We start from the raw sequence: 18,567 nt of genomic DNA, 5'->3' as shown, positions 1-18,567 counted from the left end.
CGCGTTTGCACACAGTTCACTCAAACCAGGGCGCTCGAGCGGTCATAATCAGTTTTCCGGCACGTTCTTCGTCCATGCCTTCAATATCCATCAATTCATCGATTGCCTGCTCGGCAAGATCTTCCATGCTGACAATACCCTTTCCCGCCAAGGCAAGAGCCAGCACATCATCCATGCCTTCCATATTCAGCAAATCGGCTTCCAGGTTGGCGCTGGACAGACCCTCTTCCGAGGCAATGGCCTGTGTCAGCAGCGCATCACGGGCGCGATCGCGCAACTCCTTGGCAATATCTTCATCAAAACCATCAATGCTCAACATCTCATCCATTGGCACATAAGCGACTTCTTCGAGAGAGGTAAAGCCTTCGCTGACCAGCAACTCGGCAACGTCCTCATCAACACCCAGCGTTTCCATGAATGTTGTAATAAAGCCACTGGCTTCGAGCTGTTGCTTTTCGTTGGCGTCGTCAATGCTCATGACATTGATTGCCCAGCCCGTCAGTTCGGCTGACAGCCGGACGTTCTGGCCACTGCGGCCAATGGCCTGCGCGAGGTTGTCTTCTTCGACCGCGACATCCATCGTGTGGCTGTCCTCGTCCATGACAATGGACGCAACTTCAGCCGGCGCCATTGCGTTAATCACCAGTTGTGCGGGGTTGTCGTCCCACAAAATAATGTCAATGCGCTCATTCGCCAGCTCATTGGAAACAACCTGAACGCGCGAACCACGCATGCCGACACAGGCACCGACCGGATCGATACGGCCATCATTGGTGCTGACCACAATTTTTGCCCGCGAACCCGGGTCACGTGCTGCCGCTCGAATCTCAATGACGTCTTCAGCAATTTCCGGCACTTCTATCTTAAACAATTCGATCAACATGCCCGGCGCCGTGCGACTCAGAAAAAGCTGCGGGCCACGCACTTCCTGGCGTACGTCCAGCAACAGGGCACGCATACGGTCACCGGTGCGGAACATTTCGCGCGGGATCATCTGATCTCGCGTCAACAATGCTTCAGCGTTGCCACCCAGATCAACCAGGACACTTTCACGGGTTACTTTCTTGACCGTGCCTGAAACCAGTTCGCCAACTTTGTCCTTGTATTCCGCGATAACCAGATCTCGCTCTGCTTCGCGTACTTTCTGTACGATAACCTGCTTGGCTGTCTGCGCAGCGATGCGACCGAAGTCAGTATTCTCGATCTTCTCTTCGTATACGTCGCCGACATTCAGCTCCGGATTCTTTTCCTTGGCAGCCGTCAGCGTGATCTGCGCGGCCGGCTCTTCCTGCTCGTCGTCAGCAACCACATCCCAGACGCGGAACGATTCATACAGACCGGTTTTGCGGTCGACATGCACACGGCACTGCACTTCCTCTTCATCGAAGCGCTTTTTGGTAGCCGTCGCCAGTGCGACCTCGATGGCTTCAAAAATAACGTCGCGTGACACTCCCTTCTCATTCGAGACCGCGTCTGCAACCATCAGAATTTCTTTACTCATCATAGTAGTGTCACCTTACACACGGATTCATCGTCCCAACTGCGCACCGAGCCAACCTGCCTGTCAAAATGCAATGTTGGCCTTGTCGACCTGCTGGAATGGAATTTCTATTAATTCGCCGTCAACAGTCATGACTATCTGATCTGCTTCCGCCTTCTCAAGAACACCCTTGAACTTGCGGCGTCCTTCAATCGGTGTACGAAGGCGTAAATTCACCACGTCACCAATAAACTGGCTGTATTGCTCGAACCGGAACAACGGCCGGTCCATGCCCGGGGACGAAACCTCAAGGGTATATTCGCCCGACAATGGGTCTTCGACGTCCAACACCGCACTGACCTGACGACTGGCGCGCTCACAATCTTCGATCGCGATGCCTTCCGGGCTGTCAATGTAGATGCGCAACAGACTCGAACGCCCGCGAGCGATATGCTCTACACCCCATAATTCCAGGCTCAGCGCCTCAATCGTAGGCCGGAGCAAATCCGAGATCATGTCAACTGATGCTACCAACTTGTCAATTACCTTTTTACGACACAAACAAAAAGTGGGCCTGCGGCCCACCTCAAAAACAAAATATTTGTCTTACCGGGGGCGCAAGCAAACGCAATCCCACGGTGGCGGAACCTGTATATCCCGTAATGACCGGCACATACATCTTTCACACCTTGCACAACTTAATTACTTGCCGGCTGACCGATTTGTAACTGACAAAAATCTGCACCTAATAAAAAGCCCCATCAAGGGGCTCTGGTACAGAGCCAGGCCATTAAGCATAGCTACTGCATATTGGCAATCCAGACTGTTGGATCCAGGCTGAATCGCAAAAAGTGGTAGCGGGGCAGGATTTGAACCTACGACCTTCAGCGGCTGCGCCGGATAAAAGCCGAGCCCGATCTTCGGGCTGCCTGATGCTCCACTTCACTTCAATAATGGTAGCGGGGGCAGGATTTGAACCTACGACCTTCGGGTTATGAGCCCGACGAGCTGCCAGACTGCTCCACCCCGCAACAAAACTTCAAACTTCTCAATAGCCTTGATTAACAACCGGGCTTACTGAGCTCAGATGGCTTCTGGCAAAGCCGCTATCTGAGGGCAGGTATTCTAGTCGCCTGACACCTTGAAAGTCAAGTGACTTTCGAGCAAGGGCTCCATAATCGAGCACTCTTTGACAAGCATCTTCCTGCAATTGGTGCCGAAGGCGAGACTTGAACTCGCACGACCAATAGGCCACTACCCCCTCAAGATAGCGTGTCTACCAATTCCACCACTTCGGCCAAACTTTTACTGTTACTGCCCTGTCGGGGGCGCCTGGTCCGGCACGTCCGGTACATCAGAAGATGTCGCCGGCGCTGTCAGCTGCGGCACATCTGACTCTTCAAGCTCGCGCAACACATCGGGATTTACAATGGGTGACGCATCATTCATGCCGCCCATACTGTATTGCTGGGCATAAATGGCCAACACCAGACTGGTGGCGAAAAACACGACCGCAGCCACTGTGGTTGAGCGCGTCAGAAAATTGCCCGAACCTGAACTGCCAAACACTGTCTGCGACGCGCCGCTGCCGAAGGCGGCGCCGGCATCGGCCCCTTTGCCCTGCTGCAACAGAACCAGGCCGATGATCGCGATAGCGGCAATCACATGCACAACGACCACAAGAGTTTCCATAATTCAGCTCACACTATTACAAATTTCGATAAATGCCGACGCATCAAGCGAGGCCCCACCCACAAGCCCACCATCAATATCGGCCTGTTCAAAAAGTTCAGCAGCATTGGCAGAGCTCACACTGCCGCCATAAAGCAATTGTATAGCCCCGGCCACCTCAGCGTCATGGCCGGCAATCAATTCGCGAATGCCTGCATGCATCTGCTGGGCCTGCTGTGCGGTAGCCGACTTACCGGTACCGATGGCCCATACCGGCTCATACGCAATCACGGCCCGCTCCAGGGCAGTCACGCCCGCCAGCGTCAGTACTGCACTTACCTGCGCCGCCACAGTTGCCTGGGCGCTGCCATTGTCACGCTGCGCCAGTGTTTCACCAACACACAGAATGGGTATCAAACCCGCCTGCTGCGCTGCAACAAATTTTCGCGCTATCAGCTCATCAGTCTCCGCCATCTGCTGACGGCGTTCGGAATGACCCAAAATGACATAACGCGCGCGACAATCCACCAACATGCCGGGAGAGATTTCACCTGTGAAGGCGCCTTTCTCTTCACAAGAGACATTCTGGGCGCCAAGCACAATTTCGCAGCCCTTTATCGTCTCGGCAACGAGCGCAAGATAGGGGAAAGGCGGACAAACCACAATATCAACGCCATTGATCCCATGCGACACTGCCGGCACCAGACCACGCAACAGCGCCTGTATGCTGTCGCGCGTTCCGTTCATTTTCCAGTTTCCGACAACCAAAGCCCGACGCATATTCACTATCCTGTGCGATGCCGGCGCCCGACATTGTTAAAACGGGGCGCCACTATAACCAGTTTGTCGCGACCTTGCAAGATCGGCACTGCGCATAAACAGTACCTCACAACATAAGCCAGGGTGCCGGGATCACGACTCGCAGGATGCGGCGACGACTTCGGCCAATTCGCTGGCATGCGCCCTGACTTCAGCCTCATCCTCGCCTTCGACCATGACCCGGATCAGTGGCTCCGTCCCGGACGGCCTGAGCAGAATGCGCCCGCGTCCCGCCAACTTATGCTCCAGCTCAGCGACGGCAGCAAGCACTTGCGGGTTCGACGCCACCGCTGACTTACTGGCCACTTTCACATTTACCATATGCTGCGGCATTTTGGTCATCTTGGTACGCAAGTCGTACAGGCTGGAATCTGTCTGCATCATCGCTGCCAGCACCTGCAGGGCAGACACAATGCCGTCACCGGTGGTGGTTACATCCAGGCAGACGATATGCCCGGAAGACTCCCCCCCAAGCTGCCAGCCGTTTTTCTTCAGCATTTCCATGACGTAGCGATCCCCCACATCCGTGCGGACAAAGGGGACATCCAGTGCATCAAGGCCCAGTTCCAGGCCAAGATTGCTCATCAGGGTACCAACGACTCCACCAAACCCGACATGGCGCCGACGCCGGTCGCGCGCGATAATGTAAAGCAACTCATCGCCGTCAACGACATTCCCCTGATGATCAATCATGATGACACGGTCGCCGTCACCGTCAAAAGCGATACCGATATCGGCCTGTTCCGCCAACACTTCCTTCACCAGACGCTGCGGTGATGTTGAGCCACAGTCCTGATTGATATTCATGCCGTTGGGCGAGACACCAATGGCCTTTACTGAAGCCCCCAACTCGGAGAAAACATTGGCCGCAATGTGATAGGTCGACCCGTGCGCGCAATCCACAACAATTTTTAATCCCTGCAACACCGCATTGCCCGGCACCGTGCGCTTGCAATACTCAATGTAGCGACCGGCGGCATCGGTGATACGGGTAACCTTGCCGATTTCAGCGGCGCCAACCGTGGTGAGGTCGCGCGCAAGATATGCTTCGATGGCCAGTTCAGTTTCGTCAGGCAATTTGGTGCCATCGCCGGCAAAGAACTTGATGCCGTTATCCTGAAATGCGTTATGTGATGCGCTAATCACGATGCCAGCCTGCGCCTGAAAGGTTCGTGTCAGGTAGGCAACTGCCGGGGTCGGCATCGGGCCCAGCATATTGATATCAACACCGGCAGAGGCCAGGCCTGCTTCCAGCGCCGCTTCAAACATATAGCCGGACACGCGGGTATCCTTGCCAATGAGTATTTTGCTGCGCTGCCCGCCCGAACGGGCAAATACCTTGCCTGCAGCCCAGCCCAGTTTGAGCATGAAATCAGGGGTAATGGGATATTCACCCACATGACCCCTGATGCCATCGGTACCGAAGTACTGTTTTTCTGATTTCCCCTGCGATCCCATAATATCCCCTTTTCCCTGTACGCTCTTTGCGGCCTGCCGGGCAACCTGCGGTTTAAGGCAGGCTCTGCATAGCCTGCAGAACTTTCAACGCATCCACTGTTTCGGCGACATCATGAACCCGAATGATGCTTGCACCGTGCTCTGCTGCCAGCACAGCTGCAGCCAGACTGCCAGGCAACCGCCCATCAACCTCACGCTCAACAACGGCGCCGATCATTGACTTGCGCGAAATTCCCGCCAGCACAGGCAAGCCCGCCGCCAGTAAGGTCGGCAGCTCCCGCAACAGCCTGTAATTATGCGCCAGCGTCTTGCCAAAGCCAAACCCGGGGTCCAGGCAGATGCGCCCACGGGCGATGCCGGCGCGCTCACAATCACTGACCCTTTGCTGCAGAAATCCGAGTACTTCTGCCAGCAGGTCATCATACACCGGCGCCTGCTGCATGGTACCGGGTTCACCCTTCATATGCATGAGACAAAGCCCCATTGAGGTGGCGGCAACAGCATCGATGGCACCATCGCGACGCAGGGCCCTGATGTCATTAATCAACCCTGCACCCGCCAGTGCAGCCTCGCGGATAACGAGCGGAGCACTGGTATCGACGGAAACAATGACATCAAAACGCTGCGTGATAGCTTCGATAACCGGTATCACCCGATCCAGCTCCTGCTGCCCGGTCACACCAGCAGCACCGGGCCTGGTCGACTCGCCACCCACATCAATGATGGCGGCGCCGTCCTCTACCATGCGCTCAGTGCGTCGCAGCGCTTTATCCACAGACACAAAAAAACCCGCTGACCCGGCGTCGGCGCCAGTGCCCAGGGCACCACCGTCAGAAAACGAATCAGGGGTTACATTCAGAATCCCCATCACCCGGGGACTGGAAAGATCCAGTACCCTGGCGCCACACTGCAAAGTGGGCGCCAGGCATCCGGAAGCGAGGTGTTGGGACGACATTATTGCCTCTCGCGTGGCCCGATCAGGTAATCGCAATCAGTGATCGCTGACCGGACCACCTACGGGTTTGTCCGAGCGGGAATCGTCTGACTTGCCGTCGCGGCTATCGTCAGGTGCATCAGCCCGGGCGGAACCCGAGCCACTGTCAGTGTCAGACCAGTCAGCGGGCGGTCTTGGTTTGTGGCCCGCCATGATGTCGTTGATCTGTTCGGCATCAATGGTTTCGTACTCCATCAACGCGTCCTTCATCAGCTCCAGCTTGTCACGATTGTCATCGAGCAACTGTTTGGCCTTGTTGTAGCAATAGTCGATGATGCTCTTCACTTCCTCATCAATCAGCTTCGCCGTTTCTCCGGAGTGCTGTTTCTGAGATCCGCCCGCTGAACGGCCCAGGAAAACTTCGCCGTCATCTTCAGCATACATTTGCGGGCCCAGTTTCTCCGACAGTCCCCACTTGGTCACCATATTGCGCGCCATTTCGGTGGCGCGCTGGATATCGTTGGAGGCACCGGTGGTCACGCCTTCGGCGCCCAACGTCATTTCCTCGGCAATACGGCCTCCGTAAAGACTGCAGATCTGACTCAGAATCGCACGCTTACTGATGCTGTACCGATCTTCTTCCGGCAGGAACATGGTCACACCCAACGCCCGTCCGCGCGGAATGATACTGACCTTGTATACCGGGTCGTGCTCCGGTACCAGCCGGCCCACAATGGCGTGACCAGCCTCATGATAGGCGGTATTGGTTTTTTCCTTGTCCGACATGACCATGGATTTGCGCTCGGCGCCCATCATGATCTTGTCCTTGGCCTTCTCGAACTCTTCCATGGTCACCAGCCGACGGCCAGCACGCGCGGCAAACAATGCCGACTCATTGACCAGGTTGGCCAGATCCGCACCGGAAAAACCGGGCGTGCCGCGGGCAATGACGGCGGCATCAACGTTATCGGCGATCGGCACTTTGCGCATGTGTACTTTCAGGATCTGTTCGCGACCACGAATGTCGGGCAGCCCCACAACGACCTGACGGTCAAACCGGCCAGGACGCAGCAGTGCCGGGTCGAGTACGTCCGGACGGTTGGTGGCGGCAATCACAATAATGCCGTCATTAACTTCAAAGCCGTCCATTTCCACCAACAGCTGGTTCAGGGTCTGCTCACGCTCATCATGACCGCCTCCCAGACCCGCACCACGGTGCCGGCCCACAGCGTCGATCTCGTCGATAAAGATAATGCAGGGCGCCTGCTTCTTGGCCTGGTCAAACATATCGCGGACCCGGGATGCGCCCACACCAACAAACATCTCCACAAAGTCTGAACCCGAGATGGAGAAGAAAGGTACTTTGGCTTCACCGGCAATCGCCTTGGCGAGCAGGGTTTTACCGGTACCGGGCTGCCCCACCATCAGAATACCGCGTGGAATACGGCCACCAAGGCGCTGGAACTTGTCCGGCTCGCGCAGGAAGTCGACCAGCTCCTTGACGTCCTCTTTGGCTTCATCCACACCAGCCACGTCGGCGAAGGTAATCTTGATCTGGTCTTCACCCAGCAGCTTGGCTTTACTCTTGCCAAAGGACATTGGTCCGCCCTTGCCGCCGCCGGCACCCCCCTGCATCTGGCGCATGAAGAAGAAAAACAGGGCGATAATGATCAGGATCGGGAAGCTTGCCACCAGCAATTGCGTCCACAGACTCTGGCGCTCAGGTTCGGAGGCGCGAATTTCAACATTATTGTTGAACAGGTCATCCATCAGCTGATCATCACCGATCATGGGGATGGTGGTGGTAAACCGTGAGTTGTCGTTGCGCAGACCGCTGACGTTAACGCCGGCAATATTGACCGATTCCACCTGCCCGGAGCGCACCTCGCGAATAAAATCAGAATAATTCACCTGCGCTGTCGCGGGCTCCTGATTGATGTTGTTGAATACCGTCAGCAACACAGCCGCGATAACCATCCAAAGCAGTAAATTCTTTGCCATATCGTTCAAGGGAATATCCCCCTTCTCTTTGTGAAACCGGTCGACTGTCTTCCGGTTAATGCTCAAATGAACCTGTTTAACCCGTTAGCGGCCAAAACCTTCACAGGTAAAGACCGTCTCAAGCGGGATTGCTATTCCCTCAAACCCCGGATACTTGTTATTACAGCCTGGAAGCCTGATTCCGCGGTGAGGTTATGCCGGAATGTGCGAGCTGCTATTGTTGGGCGGATGCCCCCTAAAGATGGGGGCTGATTCCGATATTACAAGATGACGCTTGTCATTGTCCAAGGGTTGCGGGTATCGATGCCACCGCAGCGCTTTGTCCACGGATCGGCGTGCGCTACAATAGACCTTTAAACTATGTCTCATCTGCTGCAGACCGTCTGCCGCAACCGTCGGAAACTTTATGACCTCAAGCTCCCTGGATACAAAAAAACTACGCGCTATCGCCCATAAACTCAAGCCAGTGGTGACGATTGCACAAAAAGGGCTATCGGAAACCGTGTGCAAGGAAATTGACCGGGCGCTGGAGCAACACGAGTTAATCAAGGTGAAGATACTGGCGGCGGACCGCGATGCCCGCAAAGAGGTCGCAGAGGAGATCTGTGGCGTCAGCCGAGCCAGTTGCGTGCAAACCATTGGCAATATCGCGGTGCTTTATCGCCCAGCCAACAAACCCAATCCAAAGTTGTCGAATATCCTGCGCCACACCCCGGCCTGACGTCACCTTCCTGCCAGGCACAAGGCCAGGGACGGGTTGCCATGCCCCGGCCCTGAGCGTACTCAGATGTGCTCGATTTTGCTGATTTCGTATTCGATCTCACCCGACGGGGCTTTAACCACGACTTCATCACCCTCTTCCTTGCCCATGATGGCGCGCGCAATCGGTGACCCCACGGAGATCTTGCCAGCTTTAACGTCGGCTTCATCCTCACCAACGATCTGATAGCGTATGGTTTTTTCGGTATCCAGGTTAAGTAATGTCGCAGTCACGCCAAAAATGACCTTGCCTGAGGGCGGAATACTCGCGATATCAATGATTTCGGAGTCAGCCAGCTTGCCTTCGATTTCCTGAATCCGACCCTCACAGAAACCCTGTTGCTCACGCGCGGCGTGGTACTCGGCGTTTTCCTTGAGATCACCGTGTTCCCGCGCTTCCGCGATTGCCTTGATAATCGCCGGGCGCTTCACGGATTTCAACTCATAGAGTTCAGCGCGCAGTCGCTCCGCGCCACCCATGGTCATTGGCACTTTTCTCATATCACTCTCACAGATCTTCGCGATCGTCAAAATCAGGGAATAAAAAAAATACCGGCGGGACCCCTCCAGGAGGCCCCGCCAGCACTGTTCAGACAAACCATATCATGCGGATAATCGGCAGACTTGTCCAGACCCGCCCGATGGGCGCCGGTTACAGACGCGCATGCAGCTCCTGTATGGTATAGACAGACAGGTTATCACCAAACTGCAGCGCCTCACAAACGGCACTGGCGCTGGCCAGAGTTGTGGTGCAGAACACGTCGTGGCGCAAGGCCGTGCGGCGGATTGTTGAGGAATCCGCTATCGCCTGCTTGCCTTCAGTTGTGTTTACAATCAGGGCAATTTCATCGTTCTTGATCATATCCACGATGTGCGGGCGCCCTTCCATCACCTTGTTCACCCGCGTCACCGGCAGCCCGGCTGCTTCAATGATGGCGGCGGTGCCGGTCGTGGCGACCACAGAGAAACCCAGTTCATGAAAGTGCCGTGCAATCCCGGCCACCCTGGGTTTGTCGGCATCACGCACACTGATAAACACATTGCCACTTTTGGCGATTTCTTCACCGGCACCAAGCTGGGACTTGGAGAAGGCTTCGGCAAATGTCTCACCCACCCCCATCACTTCGCCGGTGGATTTCATTTCCGGCCCCAGAATCGGGTCAACACCCGGGAACTTGTTGAACGGGAATACCGCTTCTTTCACAGCAAAGGTTTTAGGTATGATTTCCTTTGTGAAGCCCTGCTCCGCCAGGGAGGTGCCAGCCATGCAGCGAGCGGCCACTTTCGCCAGCGACACCCCGATGCACTTGGACACAAAGGGTACTGTTCGCGAGGCGCGCGGATTGACCTCAATAATGTAAAGCTCACCGTCCTGATACGCCAACTGCGTATTCATCAGGCCCACCACATTCAGTTCTTTGGCCAGAGCAGTCACTTGCTCGCGAATCCTGTCCTGTACTTCGGCAGACAGATTATATGGCGGCAACGAACAGGCCGAGTCACCTGAGTGAACACCCGCCTGCTCGATATGCTGCATGATCGCACCGACCACAACCTGCTTGCCATCACTGACCAGATCCACGTCAATCTCGATGGCTGCGTTAAGGAAATAGTCCAGCAACACCGGGCTGTCGTTGCCGACCTTCACGGTCGTGCGCATATAACGATTCAGTTCTTCCTTGTTGTAAACAATTTCCATTGACCGCCCGCCCAGTACATAAGAGGGTCGAACCACCAGCGGATAGGAGATCTTTTCAGCTTCGGTAATACACTGCTCGACACTGCGCACGATACAGTTGGGAGGCTGCTTCAGGCCCAGTTTCTGGATCATTTTCTGGAAGCGCTCCCGGTCTTCGGCCAGGTCGATGGCGTCGGCACTGGTGCCAATCACCGGCACACCGGCCTGCTCGAGCCCTTCCGCCAGGTTAAGCGGTGTCTGGCCGCCGAACTGCACAATCACACCCACCGGTTTTTCCAGCGCAACAATTTCCAGCACATCTTCCAGCGTCACCGGCTCGAAGTACAGGCGATCGGAAATATTGTAATCGGTAGACACGGTCTCCGGGTTACAGTTGACCATAATGGTCTCGTAACCGTCTTCGCGCATGGCCAGCGCAGCATGCACACAACAGTAGTCGAATTCGATACCCTGACCGATACGGTTGGGTCCGCCACCCAGCACCATGATTTTTTTACGATCACTGGGCTTTGACTCACACTCTTCTTCATAGGTTGAATACATGTAGGCGGTCGCCGACTCGAACTCCGCAGCGCAGGTATCCACCCGCTTGTAGACCGGGCGCACACCAACAGCATGGCGATGCTCGCGCACCTTATGCTCAGGCTCATTCAGCAGCGCCGACAGCCGCGAATCGGAGAACCCTTTGCGCTTCAGGCCATACAGGGTGTCTTTGTCCAGATCCTTCAGTGTCATTTCGCTGATGCGCATCTCGTCCTGAATCAGGTCTTCGATCTGGGTCAGGAACCAGGGATCAACGCCGGTCATTTCAGCTACCGTGGGCACCGACCAGCCCTGACGGAAAGCGTCACCGATATAACGAATGCGATCGCTGCCAGCGTCCATCAGTTCGCCGCGCAGGGTGTCCATGGCATCGCTGACGCCGGTGTCCAGAATCGGGTCAAAGCCGCTGATGCCCACTTCCAGTCCGCGCAAAGCTTTCTGCAATGACTCCTGGAAGGTACGGCCAATCGCCATGACCTCACCCACTGACTTCATCTGCGTGGTGATACGGTCATCGGTTTCCGGGAATTTTTCAAAGGTGAAACGCGGGATCTTGGTGACCACATAGTCAATGGTCGGCTCAAACGAAGCCGGGGTTGCACCACCGGTAATCTCGTTTTTCAGCTCATCCAGGGTGAAACCACAAGCCAGCTTGGCGGCAACGCGGGCAATCGGGAAACCGGTGGCCTTGGAGGCCAGCGCCGAGGAGCGGGACACCCTAGGGTTCATTTCAATAACAACAATACGACCGGTTTTTGGACACATGCCGAACTGCACGTTGGAACCGCCGGTCTCCACTCCGATCTCACGCAACACCGCAATCGAGGCATTACGCAGAATCTGATATTCCTTGTCGGTCAGCGTCTGTGACGGCGCTACCGTGATGGAGTCACCGGTATGCACACCCATGGCATCAAAATTTTCGATAGTACACACAATGATGCAGTTGTCATTCTTGTCACGGACTACTTCAGTTTCGTACTCTTTCCAGCCGATCAGAGATTCATCAATCAGCAGCTCGTTGGTCGGTGACAGCTCCATACCACGGGTACAGATCTCAACAAACTCTTCCTTGTTGTAGGCAATACCACCGCCACTGCCGCCCATGGTAAATGATGGCCGGATAATACAGGGGAAACCCACCAGATCGAGTGCTGCAAAGGCCTCATCCATATTACGGGCAATACCGTGGCGCGGTGTTTCCAGGCCAATGGCTTTCATCGCGTCATCAAACAGCTCGCGATCTTCCGCCTTGTCGATGGACTCGGCGCGGGCACCGATCATCTCGACGTTATATTTCGCCAGCACCCCGTGCCGCTCCAGATCCAGAGCACAGTTCAGCGCGGTCTGCCCGCCCATGGTTGGCAGAATGGCGTCAGGACGCTCTTTTTCTATAATTTTCTCGACGATCTGCCAGGTAACTGGCTCGATATAGGTGGCATCAGCCATCGCCGGATCGGTCATGATGGTTGCCGGATTGGAGTTGACCAGTATGACCCGGTAGCCCTCTTCGCGCAGCGCCTGACAGGCCTGGGCACCGGAATAGTCAAACTCGCAGGCCTGACCGATAACAATAGGCCCGGCACCAATGATCAGAATGCTTTTTAAATCTGTACGTTTTGGCATAACTTAACCGTGTCTGTGTGTGGGTTGGCCGGATCAGCGCGCGGCGCGTTTTTCCATCAGAGCAACAAATTTGTCAAACAGGGGCGCAATATCGTGCGGCCCGGGGCTCGCCTCGGGATGTCCCTGAAAAGCAAAGGCCGGCTTGTCCGTGCGCTCAACGCCCTGCAGGGAACCGTCGAACAGTGAGCGATGGGTAGCACGCAAATTGGCCGGCAGCGATTCTTCGTCAACCGCGAAGCCGTGGTTCTGGCTGGTGATCAACACCGTGCCGTCGTCCAGATTCTGCACCGGGTGGTTGGCGCCATGGTGACCCAACTGCATTTTAACCGTGCGTGCGCCGCAGGCCAGCGCCAGCAACTGACAACCCAGACAGATACCGAACACGGGAATATCAGTTTCCAGCACCGCCTTGATGGCGGTGATTGCGTAGTCGCAAGGCTCGGGATCACCCGGGCCGTTGGCCAGGAAAATGCCGTCCGGGTTCATCGCCAGCACCTCTGACGCCGGAGTCTGCGCGGGCACCACAGTCACTTTGCAATTGCGCTGCGCCAGCATGCGCAGAATATTGCGTTTGACGCCATAGTCCCAGGCCACCACATGGAAGGGTTTCTCGTGGGCCATGTCCGGGTAACCGACACCCAGCGGCTGCCATTCGCCCTGCGTCCACTCATAGCTTGTTTTTGTGGACACTTCTTTCGCCAGATCCATGCCTTTCAGGCCCGGGAAAGCCCTGGCCTGTTCGATCGCGTATTGCTCGCCCTTTTGTGCCAGCTCTTCACCGCTGAGAATACAGCCATTGAGCGGGCCTTTTTCGCGCAGCAAACGTGTCAGGCGACGGGTGTCAATCTCGGCAATGGAAACGACATTCTGTGCTTGCAGAAATTCTTCCAGTGACTGCTCGCTGCGCCAGTTGCTTACCGTCATCGACAGGTTGCGAATCACCAGGCCCGCAGACCAGACACGGTCAGACTCGTTATCTTCGGCATTGCAGCCGGTATTCCCGATGTGAGGGTAGGTCAGCGTGACAATCTGTCGTGCGTAGGACGGGTCGGTCAAGATTTCCTGGTAGCCGGTCATGGCTGTATTAAAAACAACCTCTCCGCTGGCCAGACCCAGGGCACCGATAGCCTTGCCTTTGAAGAGGCTGCCATCCTCAAGGGCCAGAACTGCTGGATTATTCAATGTGATCTCCCGGATAGTAGACAGGCGAAAAAAAGCGGAATGAAAGCTCTCTCTCATTCCGCTTTTGGGTGTGCTGTCTGGTGTTGTGCTCAGTGTTAATCATACTGAGGCGTAATTGTACGGGATAACCTCGCTGAGGTCTACGCCGAAACGGCACTCACACTCCATTTACACGTTGTTTTCAGGCCGTTTACGAACGGCTCACAAACCCAGCACATCATCAATGGAATACAGCCCGGCCGGTTTGCCTCCCAGCCAGATGGCAGCGCGCACGGCACCGCTGGCAAAGGTCATGCGACTACTGGCCTTGTGGGTGATTTCCAGACGCTCACCGTTACCGGCAAAAATCACGGTGTGATCACCCACTACGTCACCCGCGCGGATCGTGGCGAAACCAATGGTCTGGCGATCACGCTCTTCGGTAATGCCTTCACGACCGTACACGGCAACCTCATCGAGATTGCGGCCCAGAGCATCCGCGATCACCTCGCCCATGCGCAATGCGGTGCCTGACGGTGCATCCTTCTTATGACGGTGGTGGGTTTCCACGATTTCGATATCAACATCGTCACCCATGGCCCTGGCGGCCAATGCCAGCAGACGCAGACTGACATTGACGCCGGCGCTCATATTGGGGGCAAACACCACCGGAATGTCGACTGCTGCGTCACTGATCTGCTGCTTCTGGGCCGCCGTAAAACCGGTAGTACCTATCACCATGGCCTTGCGCTGCTGACGGCACCAGTCCAGGTGGGCAAGCGTTGCTGAAGGAGACGTAAAATCGATAAGCACATCAAAGGCATCGCCACAGCTGTCCAGTGACGTGGAGGCGACAACCTGCAGCGGGCCGGTGCCAGCGATCAAACCGATATCCTGCCCGGCCTGCGGGTCATCGGCCAGCGTTGTCCCGGCAGCCACGCAGGCGTCAGCGCCCTTGTCCACCACGGCCTGCACCAAAGTTTTGCCCATCCGGCCGGCGACGCCAGCAATTGCTACTCGAATCATAGGTAATTTGCCACTTATTGCTGATCAGGTACTGCAAAATATGCGAGTATAACGGTTATCGCAATGAACCAACAGAACACAGGACTCCCGAAACAGGACGCCAACACGAAACAAAATGAGCAAATCACCGGTCAATGGACGCAACAACAGCGATATCGACAGACGCAAGCGCTACGAAGCGCTGGTCGATGAGCTGTATCAGGATGTCTTCCGCTACGGCTACTGGCTGACGCGAAATAAAGGTATGGCCGAAGACCTCGTGCAGGAAACCTTCCTGCGTGCGTGGCGTTCATTCGACAGCCTGCAGAATCAGAAAGCTGCCAAAGCCTGGCTGTTCACAATTCTGCGCCGGGAAAACGCCAGACAGTACGAGAGATACCGCCCCGAGCTGGTAGATATTGACGATGTGGCGGTCGCTGAAGAAGGCACAGCCGAACCAGATCACAAGCAAAAGCAGGTGGAGTTGCATCAGGCCATCATGCGGCTGGACAAGGATTACCGCGATCCATTGCTGTTGCAGGTAATTGGTGGCTTCAGCGGGAAAGAAATTGCCGACATACTCGATCTTAATAACAACACGGTAATGACGCGGCTGTTCCGGGCACGCAACAAACTGAAGAATATTCTGGCGCCTGAAGCCGATACAGACGATGCGGGCGAAGACCTGACAGATAAAATAACAGACTGACCCCTATAAAAATATTGACAGCCAAGAGCCTCTCACACGATGGATGATTTGGAATTTCGCACGCGCGCCTTCAGTAACCCGCTTGATGAGCAGGAAGACTTCAAAGCGGCGGCTAATGCCAGCCCCGAACGACGCCGACTGCTGGGCGAACTCCACGAGTTCGAACAGGACCTGCAACGCACCCTGATGGCCGTCGACATCCCCGCCGGACTCAAACACAGACTCAATCAGCACGCCCGCCCGGCATCACCGCTGCGCAAACGCAGCCTGGTGGCATTGGCCGCCAGCGTGGTAGTGGCAGCGGGGCTGACTCTGAACCTGTTTCTCCAGCCCGGGCTTAGCGCCCAGGATCTGGCGCTGCACGATGAAGTGGTTGAGCATCTGCATGAGGAGGCCTCCGATTACCAGACCAGCTACGACAATGGCAGCGATATTAGCTGGAGCCAGGTCGAAGCTATTTTGACAGCGTCGGGCACGTCCCTGAAGTCATCCGACGACCTGGCAGCGATGCACATGATATTTGCCAGACTTTGCGGCGTTGGCGGCTCGCGTAGCGCACATCTGGTCGCCCGCGGCGAGCACGGTCCGATCTCTATCATCTTTATCAGAACCGCGCCGGTCAGTCGTGGCGTGGAGCTGCGCGACGAGCGTTTTCACGGCCGTATCATTCCGGTTGACGACGGCAACATGGCTGTCATCGGCGAGAAAAACGAAGTCCTGGGCCGCTACGAGCAGGCGCTGCGCGAAAACATCGAATGGTCTATCTGACTAGCGCCGCAGCGCATTAAAGCGCTGCGGCGACTGCAAAAGTACAAGGGCTCAGAACAGCGCCGCGTCCAACGCCATCACCACATCACTACCTGCCTTTATTTCCTCCGCCAGCGACTTGTATCTTGGCATCAGGCGATCCAGGAAATAGCAACCCACCTGTATCTTGGCGTTGTAAAAGTCCTTGTCGCTGGCGCCATTATCCAGCGCCTCACTGGCGACAGACACCATTCTTGCCCACATATAGCAGTACAGAATCAGCGTCATCAGTTCCAGATAGGCCACTGAGGCAGCGCCCACTTCATTGGGATTATCGGCACTGGCATCACGGATCCAGGCCGTGGTGGATACCAGACAATCCAGCGCCTGCCTCAACGTGGCAACAAACGGCGCCGCGCGCCCGTTCTGTTCTGCCTTGACGTAATCACTGATTTCGTCGACCAGCACATCCAACAGACCTTCCTTGTCAAACACCACTTTTCGGCCCATCAGATCCAGCGCCTGGATACCGTTGGCGCCTTCATAAATCTGCGCAATGCGGGCATCACGCACATGCTGTTCCTGGCCCCATTCACGCACATAACCGTGACCACCCAGCACCTGCTGGCCCAGCACACAGGCCTCAAACCCCTTGTCTGTGAACGCTGTCTTGGCAATCGGCGTCAACAGCGCGACCAGCTTGGCGGCGCGCTTTTGCGCTGCCTCGTCCGGATGAAAATAGGCAACATCCAACTGGCTACCAACATACATCGCCAAGGCCCGCGCACCCTCGGTATTGGCACGCATGGTAAGCAGCATGCGACGCACATCGGGATGCACCAGCAACGGGTCAGCCGTTTTTTCCGGCGCCACCGGACCGGTCGCCGCACGACCCTGCAGGCGATCCCTGGCATAGGCAGCGGCGGTCTGATAGGAGGCGTCACCCAATCCCAGGCCCTGCAGACCAATGGTCAGACGCTCGTAGTTCATCATGGTAAACATGCAGGCCAGGCCTTTGTTGATCTCCCCGACCAGATAGCCGGTGGCACCATCAAAGTTAATCACACAGGTGGCGGAGCCTTTAATGCCCATCTTGTGCTCGATGGAGCCGCAGCTCACCTCGTTGCGCTCGCCCGCGTCACCATTGCTATCCGGCAGGAATTTGGGCACCAGAAACAGCGATATGCCACGCGGACCGGCCGGCGCATCGGGCAGTTTGGCCAACACCAGATGAATGATGTTGTCGGTCAGGTCGTGCTCACCGCCGGTGATGAAGATTTTGGTGCCGGTGAGCTGGTAACTACTATCAGCCTGCGGCACTGCCCTGGTTTTGATAATACCCAGATCCGTACCGGCATGTGGCTCAGTCAGACACATGGTGGCGCTCCAGTTGCCATCATAGAGTTTCGGCAGGTATGCCTGCTTTAGCTCCTCGTTGCCGTGTCTGGCCAGCGCCAGCGAGGCGCCGGCGCTGAGGACCGCATACAGCGCCAGTGAGCTGTTGGCGGCCATGATCATTTCCTCGAAGCACACCGCCAGCATTTTGGGCATGCCCTGACCACCATAAGCCGGATCGCCGGCCAGACCGATCCAGCCGCCCTCGGCAAAGGTCTTATAGGCGTCACGGAAGCCGGCTGGCGTAGTCACCTGACCGTTCTCAAAATGGCAGCCTTCTTCGTCGCCGCTCCGGTTGAGAGGCGCCAGCAGTGATTCGGCCACCTTGCCCGCCTCATCCAGCACTGAATTGATCAGGTCTTCGCTGACTTCTTCGGTTCCCGGCATGGTTGCCAGCAGCTTGTCAGCGGCCAGTACTTCATTCAACACGAATTTCATATCCCGGACAGGGGCTTTGTAATCAGACACAGTCAGACTCCGGCTGCACGAACAGCGAACTTGATTGGATTGGATGCCTAAATTACCGGCAGTTGACGTTAACGTCAACTATACGCCAGACG

General features: G+C 56.1%; 15 protein-coding genes and 2 tRNA genes. 3 read left to right on the top strand and 14 right to left on the bottom strand.

Going from position 1 to position 18,567, the window contains the following annotated elements:
* Positions 1–16: 16 nt before the first annotated feature.
* The 9 genes from nusA to ftsH form a co-directional block, all read right to left on the bottom strand.
* Positions 17–1,501 (bottom strand): transcription termination factor NusA, encoded by a 1,485-nt coding sequence (gene nusA, locus ENH71_RS13800; protein ID WP_294134370.1) that lies wholly within the window; start codon positions 1,499–1,501, stop codon positions 17–19.
* Positions 1,502–1,564: 63 nt separating this feature from the next.
* Positions 1,565–2,014, bottom strand: coding sequence for a ribosome maturation factor RimP (gene rimP, locus ENH71_RS13795; RefSeq protein ID WP_294134339.1), 450 nt, complete (start codon positions 2,012–2,014; stop codon positions 1,565–1,567).
* 420 nt (positions 2,015–2,434) lie between these two features.
* Positions 2,435–2,511 (bottom strand) — tRNA-Met (locus ENH71_RS13790).
* Positions 2,512–2,691: 180 nt separating this feature from the next.
* Positions 2,692–2,778: transfer RNA gene (locus ENH71_RS13785), tRNA-Leu, on the bottom strand.
* A 13-nt stretch (positions 2,779–2,791) separates the two neighbouring features.
* Positions 2,792–3,172, bottom strand: a complete 381-nt coding sequence (gene secG, locus ENH71_RS13780) for a preprotein translocase subunit SecG (protein WP_294134336.1) — start codon at positions 3,170–3,172, stop codon at positions 2,792–2,794.
* Between the two features lie 3 nt (positions 3,173–3,175).
* Positions 3,176–3,931 (bottom strand): triose-phosphate isomerase, encoded by a 756-nt coding sequence (tpiA, locus tag ENH71_RS13775; RefSeq protein WP_294134334.1) that lies wholly within the window; start codon positions 3,929–3,931, stop codon positions 3,176–3,178.
* A gap of 132 nt (positions 3,932–4,063) precedes the next feature.
* Positions 4,064–5,428: a phosphoglucosamine mutase gene (glmM, locus tag ENH71_RS13770; RefSeq protein WP_294134332.1), complete on the bottom strand. Its 1,365-nt coding sequence runs from the start codon at positions 5,426–5,428 to the stop codon at positions 4,064–4,066.
* A 52-nt stretch (positions 5,429–5,480) separates the two neighbouring features.
* Positions 5,481–6,383, bottom strand: coding sequence for a dihydropteroate synthase (gene folP, locus ENH71_RS13765; RefSeq protein ID WP_294134327.1), 903 nt, complete (start codon positions 6,381–6,383; stop codon positions 5,481–5,483).
* Positions 6,384–6,419: 36 nt separating this feature from the next.
* Entirely contained in the window at positions 6,420–8,363 is a 1,944-nt protein-coding gene (gene ftsH / locus ENH71_RS13760; protein ID WP_294134324.1) for an ATP-dependent zinc metalloprotease FtsH, read from the bottom strand.
* Positions 8,364–8,769: 406 nt separating this feature from the next.
* Here ftsH and yhbY point away from each other — a divergent pair, with 406 nt between their 5' ends.
* On the top strand, positions 8,770–9,084 hold the full coding sequence (gene yhbY, locus ENH71_RS13755) for a ribosome assembly RNA-binding protein YhbY (RefSeq protein WP_294134318.1): 315 nt from the start codon (positions 8,770–8,772) through the stop codon (positions 9,082–9,084).
* Between the two features lie 62 nt (positions 9,085–9,146).
* Here the strand turns inward: yhbY and greA are convergent, their stop codons facing one another.
* The 4 genes from greA to dapB form a co-directional block, all read right to left on the bottom strand.
* Entirely contained in the window at positions 9,147–9,623 is a 477-nt protein-coding gene (greA, locus tag ENH71_RS13750; RefSeq protein WP_294134315.1) for a transcription elongation factor GreA, read from the bottom strand.
* Between the two features lie 151 nt (positions 9,624–9,774).
* A complete protein-coding gene (gene carB / locus ENH71_RS13745; protein WP_294134312.1) occupies positions 9,775–12,990 on the bottom strand; it encodes a carbamoyl-phosphate synthase large subunit in 3,216 nt (1,071 codons plus the stop codon).
* Between the two features lie 33 nt (positions 12,991–13,023).
* Positions 13,024–14,172: a glutamine-hydrolyzing carbamoyl-phosphate synthase small subunit gene (gene carA, locus ENH71_RS13740; RefSeq protein ID WP_294134309.1), complete on the bottom strand. Its 1,149-nt coding sequence runs from the start codon at positions 14,170–14,172 to the stop codon at positions 13,024–13,026.
* Positions 14,173–14,373: 201 nt separating this feature from the next.
* Positions 14,374–15,177, bottom strand: a complete 804-nt coding sequence (dapB, locus tag ENH71_RS13735) for a 4-hydroxy-tetrahydrodipicolinate reductase (protein ID WP_294134307.1) — start codon at positions 15,175–15,177, stop codon at positions 14,374–14,376.
* Between the two features lie 115 nt (positions 15,178–15,292).
* Between dapB and ENH71_RS13730 the strand changes: the two genes are divergently transcribed.
* Positions 15,293–15,865, top strand: coding sequence for a sigma-70 family RNA polymerase sigma factor (locus ENH71_RS13730; protein WP_294134305.1), 573 nt, complete (start codon positions 15,293–15,295; stop codon positions 15,863–15,865).
* A 39-nt stretch (positions 15,866–15,904) separates the two neighbouring features.
* Positions 15,905–16,633 (top strand): DUF3379 family protein, encoded by a 729-nt coding sequence (locus ENH71_RS13725; RefSeq protein ID WP_294134303.1) that lies wholly within the window; start codon positions 15,905–15,907, stop codon positions 16,631–16,633.
* A 51-nt stretch (positions 16,634–16,684) separates the two neighbouring features.
* On the opposite strand, the gene ENH71_RS13720 is transcribed toward ENH71_RS13725, so the two are convergent.
* Entirely contained in the window at positions 16,685–18,475 is a 1,791-nt protein-coding gene (locus ENH71_RS13720; RefSeq protein ID WP_294134299.1) for an acyl-CoA dehydrogenase C-terminal domain-containing protein, read from the bottom strand.
* Positions 18,476–18,567: the final 92 nt, after the last annotated feature.

Origin of the sequence: Pseudohongiella sp. (assembly GCF_011050365.1) — a bacterium.
Lineage (GTDB): Bacteria > Pseudomonadota > Gammaproteobacteria > Pseudomonadales > Pseudohongiellaceae > Pseudohongiella.
The sequence above is the reverse complement of the archived record's forward strand: the minus strand, read 5'-3'. Positions and strand labels throughout refer to the sequence as shown.

Bases quoted from the DNA above. Each gene is read 5' to 3' on its own strand.
- nusA (WP_294134370.1), bottom strand. From the start codon at position 1,501: ATGAGTAAAGAAATTCTGATGGTTGCAGACGCGGTCTCGAATGAGAAG.
- secG (WP_294134336.1), bottom strand. From the start codon at position 3,172: ATGGAAACTCTTGTGGTCGTTGTGCATGTGATTGCCGCTATCGCGATC.
- tpiA (WP_294134334.1), bottom strand. From the start codon at position 3,931: ATGCGTCGGGCTTTGGTTGTCGGAAACTGGAAAATGAACGGAACGCGC.
- glmM (WP_294134332.1), bottom strand. From the start codon at position 5,428: ATGGGATCGCAGGGGAAATCAGAAAAACAGTACTTCGGTACCGATGGC.
- folP (WP_294134327.1), bottom strand. From the start codon at position 6,383: ATGTCGTCCCAACACCTCGCTTCCGGATGCCTGGCGCCCACTTTGCAG.
- ftsH (WP_294134324.1), bottom strand. From the start codon at position 8,363: ATGGCAAAGAATTTACTGCTTTGGATGGTTATCGCGGCTGTGTTGCTG.
- yhbY (WP_294134318.1), top strand. From the start codon at position 8,770: ATGACCTCAAGCTCCCTGGATACAAAAAAACTACGCGCTATCGCCCAT.
- greA (WP_294134315.1), bottom strand. From the start codon at position 9,623: ATGAGAAAAGTGCCAATGACCATGGGTGGCGCGGAGCGACTGCGCGCT.
- carB (WP_294134312.1), bottom strand. From the start codon at position 12,990: ATGCCAAAACGTACAGATTTAAAAAGCATTCTGATCATTGGTGCCGGG.
- dapB (WP_294134307.1), bottom strand. From the start codon at position 15,177: ATGATTCGAGTAGCAATTGCTGGCGTCGCCGGCCGGATGGGCAAAACT.
- ENH71_RS13730 (WP_294134305.1), top strand. From the start codon at position 15,293: ATGAGCAAATCACCGGTCAATGGACGCAACAACAGCGATATCGACAGA.
- ENH71_RS13725 (WP_294134303.1), top strand. From the start codon at position 15,905: ATGGATGATTTGGAATTTCGCACGCGCGCCTTCAGTAACCCGCTTGAT.